At 61.1% G+C, this 3434-nt stretch carries 5 protein-coding genes and 1 pseudogene; all 6 read left to right on the top strand.

The features are described from left to right. Positions 1-132, top strand: a pseudogene (locus PMI22_RS31290) (thiamine-phosphate kinase); the annotation flags it as partial. Beyond that, entirely contained in the window at positions 129-632 is a 504-nt protein-coding gene (locus PMI22_RS22140) for a phosphatidylglycerophosphatase A family protein (protein ID WP_007943993.1), read from the top strand. The pseudogene PMI22_RS31290 and the gene PMI22_RS22140, both read left to right, overlap by 4 nt. Before the next feature lie 21 nt (positions 633-653). After that, entirely contained in the window at positions 654-1388 is a 735-nt protein-coding gene (locus PMI22_RS22145; RefSeq protein ID WP_007943992.1) for a substrate-binding periplasmic protein, read from the top strand. A 184-nt stretch (positions 1389-1572) separates the two neighbouring features. Beyond that, positions 1573-2190: a GTP cyclohydrolase II gene (gene ribA, locus PMI22_RS22150; protein WP_007943990.1), complete on the top strand. Its 618-nt coding sequence runs from the start codon at positions 1573-1575 to the stop codon at positions 2188-2190. Further along, positions 2187-2606, top strand: coding sequence for a hypothetical protein (locus tag PMI22_RS22155; RefSeq protein WP_007943989.1), 420 nt, complete (start codon positions 2187-2189; stop codon positions 2604-2606). Before ribA ends, PMI22_RS22155 begins: the two co-directional genes overlap by 4 nt. Next, the gene (locus PMI22_RS22160; RefSeq protein WP_007943988.1) at positions 2606-3406 is read left to right on the top strand and encodes a cobalamin-binding protein; all 801 of its coding nucleotides are present in this window, start codon (positions 2606-2608) and stop codon (positions 3404-3406) included. Before PMI22_RS22155 ends, PMI22_RS22160 begins: the two co-directional genes overlap by 1 nt. Positions 3407-3434 lie beyond the last annotated feature (28 nt).

The following is a 3434-nucleotide window of genomic DNA, read 5'->3' as shown; positions in this document are numbered from 1 at the left end:
CTGGCGGACGTTTGGCCGATCCATGTGGTCGGGCGTGTCGTGACAGGGCAGGGCGTGACGCTGCTGGATGCCGATGGCCAAGACATCACCCCGCAAACCCGGGGCTATCAACATTTTCGGGAGACACCGTGACAGATCATCCCAAACAGGTCCCGGCGGAGTTCGTACCGCCATCGGTCTGGCGCAATCCCTGGCATTTTCTGGCGTTCGGCTTCGGCTCGGGCACCCTGCCAAAAGCACCGGGCACCTGGGGTTCATTAGTTGCGCTACCCTTTATCCCGTTGTGGCAGATGCTGCCCGACTGGGGTTACTGGCTGATGCTCGGCATCACCATGCTGTTCGGCTTCTGGCTGTGCGGCAAAGTGGCCGACGATTTGCGCGTGCACGACCACGAGGGCATCGTCTGGGACGAAATGGTCGGGATGTGGATTACCCTGTGGCTGGTGCCGCAAGGTTGGTACTGGTTGCTGGCGGGTTTTCTGATGTTCCGCTTCTTCGACATTCTCAAGCCCTGGCCGATCCACTGGATCGACCGGCATGTCCATGGCGGCGTCGGGATCATGCTCGACGACGTGTTGGCAGGCGTATTTGCGTGGCTGGCGATGCAAGGGCTGGTATGGATTTTCGCCTGACGGGCGAAGCAGGGGACTAGGATGGCTCGGCGTTGGTTGGCTGTGATGGTTTTCGCCATGTGTGGTTCGTTCGCTCAAGCGGCGGATGTGGTGCCGCCGTCGGTGATCCATCTGGCCAGTGAAGAATGGGGAGACTACACCGCCGCTGACGGGCAGGGTCTGGGCTGGGACGTGTTGCGGGCTATCTTCGAGCCGGCCGGGGTCAAGCTGGACTTGCGCACCGAGCCTTACACCCGCGCCGTGGGCCTGGCCCAGCGTGGTGAAGTGGATGCCTGTGTCGGTTCTTACCGTGACGAGGCCAGCGATGTGCTTTATCCACGCTGGAATTACGATACCGATCACATCTACGCCCTGGGCCTGGCCAGTAATCCGGCGCCGACCCCGGAAACCCTTGGCAACTATCGACTGGCGTGGGTCCGCGGTTATGAGTACCAGAAGTACCTGCCCAATGTGCAGCGCTATAACGAAGTCGTGCGGCGCACCGGCATTTTGTCGATGCTGACCCATAACCGCGCCGACTTTTACATCGACGCGCTGGCCGAGATCGATTTCGTCGTCAAACGTGCCAAGGATCCTTCTCAGTTCCGTCGCACGCACATCGCTGAGTTACCGCTGTACTTGTGCTTCGCCAATACGCCCGATGCCCGGGCGTTGATGGCGTTGTACGACCAACGCTTGGATCTGCTGGTGAAAAGCGGTGCGCTGAAACCGATCTTCGAGCGCTGGAAACAGCCCTATCCGTTTGACGCGAACTGAACACTAACCGTGTAGCCGCAGGCTTCGCCAGTTGCTACAGAGCGTGCGCAAACCGGGCGTCAGGCGCCTGAGATCTAACATTTTGATCGTTATGCCCCATAATTCAGCCTAAGCGTCCGTAGGAACCTGCTGTTACAATGCCGCGTCTGCGTATCTCCAGCACATATTGATCAGGAGCACACCGGTGCCTGTCGTTTTTGTCGCCGCTTCCAAGCTGCCAACGCCTTTTGCACAATTCACCATGCATGGCTTTCTCGATGAAGCCACCGGCCGCGAGCACGTAGTGCTGAGCCTGGGTGAATTCGCTGACGGTGCCCCGGTACTCGGCCGGTTACACTCCGAATGCCTGACGGGCGATGCCTTGTTCAGCCAGCGCTGTGACTGCGGCTCGCAACTTGAAGCCGCCTTGCAGGCCATCGCCCGTGAAGGCCGTGGCGTGTTGCTGTACCTGCGTCAGGAAGGCCGTGGCATTGGCTTGCTGAACAAGATCCGCGCCTATGAATTGCAGGACGGCGGTGCTGACACCGTTGAGGCCAACGAGCGCCTGGGTTTTGCTGCCGACCAGCGTGATTACGGTATATGCCTGCCGATGCTTGAGCACCTGGGCGTCAAATCCCTGCGTCTGATGACCAATAACCCGCGCAAGGTCAAAGCCTTGACCGACATGGGCATCGTGGTTGCCGAGCGCGTGCCGCTGCACACCGGCCACAACCCGCACAACAAACTTTACCTGGCCACCAAAGCCAGCAAGCTCGACCACATGATGGGCAACGAGCATCAGGGCGAGGTGGATCGAGCGTGACGCGCGGTCAGGTTCGACGGCGTTTGTCGTTCAATTGGTGGCAGTACCTGGCGCTGGCCTTATTGCCTCTGGTGGTGATCAACGGTGTATTTGGCCAGAGCGATGCGATTCTGCCGGTGCTGGCGATGCCGTTTTTCATCGCCGGTGTGGCCTCGATGTTTGTCAGTCTGAAGTTTTTTGGCGGCTACAAACACGCCCTGATCGCAACCCAAAAAGCCCTCGACACGCCTGAGGAACCCGCCGCCTGGATCGCCCTGGCCGCCAAGAGGCGTACCGCGTTCCTGGCGGCTGCATTGCCTGCCTGGATTGGTGCGTTGGCGGTATTCGTTGGCCTCGAAGCGGTGCCGTTGATGCTGCTGGCGCTGTCGACCGCGGTGCTGTTCTACCTCTACCGTATCCCGCGTCAACTCGGCTGATGCTTCGAGCCTGGCTGGCGGTTCTGCTGCTGGCCGTCAGCGGCTCGGCGGTTGCCACCGGGCGGGTCGTCAGCCTGGCGCCGTCCCTCTCTGAAATCGTAGTCGAACTGGGTTCAGCCGACCTTCTGGTGGGTGTGCTGGATGCCGGAGAGCGTCCTGCCGAGCTTGAGCACCTGCCTTCGGTTGGCCGCTACGGTCAGTTAGATATGGAGCGCTTGCTCAGTCTCCAACCCGATTTGCTGCTGCTCTGGCCAGGCAGCGTTGGCCCGGCCCAGCGTGAACAGCTCAAGCGGTTGAACATCCCCACCTACGTCGCCGAACCCCACTCGCTGGACCAACTCGCTGCGCAAATGGAAGCGATCGCTACGCAACTCGGCCGCCCGGAGCGTGGTGTTTCATTGGCGACGGAACTGCGCCAGCGACTGGCTTCGTTGCGTCAGCGTTATCGACGGGATGAGCCGTTGCGGGTGTTTTATCAAGTCTGGGATCGGCCGCTGTACACCGTGGGTGGTGGGCAGATTATCAGCGATGCGCTAGAGGTGTGCGGGGCACGCAACGTGTTTGCCGACCTCACGCTGCCCGCACCGCAGGTCAGTGTCGAGGCGGTGTTACAACGCAATCCCCAGGTGATTCTGGCCAGTGATCAGGCGCAACTCGATGCGTGGAAGGCGTGGCCGCAGGTAGCGGCGGTGGCGCACGGGCAATTGCTGCTGGTGATGGATAAGGGGCTGGAGCGTCCGAGTGGGCAGATGGTCGAGGCGACGGCCAAGTTGTGCCGGGTCATTGCGCCGGACCGGTGAGACCGCGGTGCGGCCATCGCGAGCAGGC

The sequence above is a fragment of the Pseudomonas sp. GM21 genome (assembly GCF_000282215.1).
Taxonomy (GTDB): Bacteria; Pseudomonadota; Gammaproteobacteria; order Pseudomonadales; family Pseudomonadaceae; genus Aquipseudomonas.
This window is presented reverse-complemented; position numbering and strand designations above follow the sequence as displayed.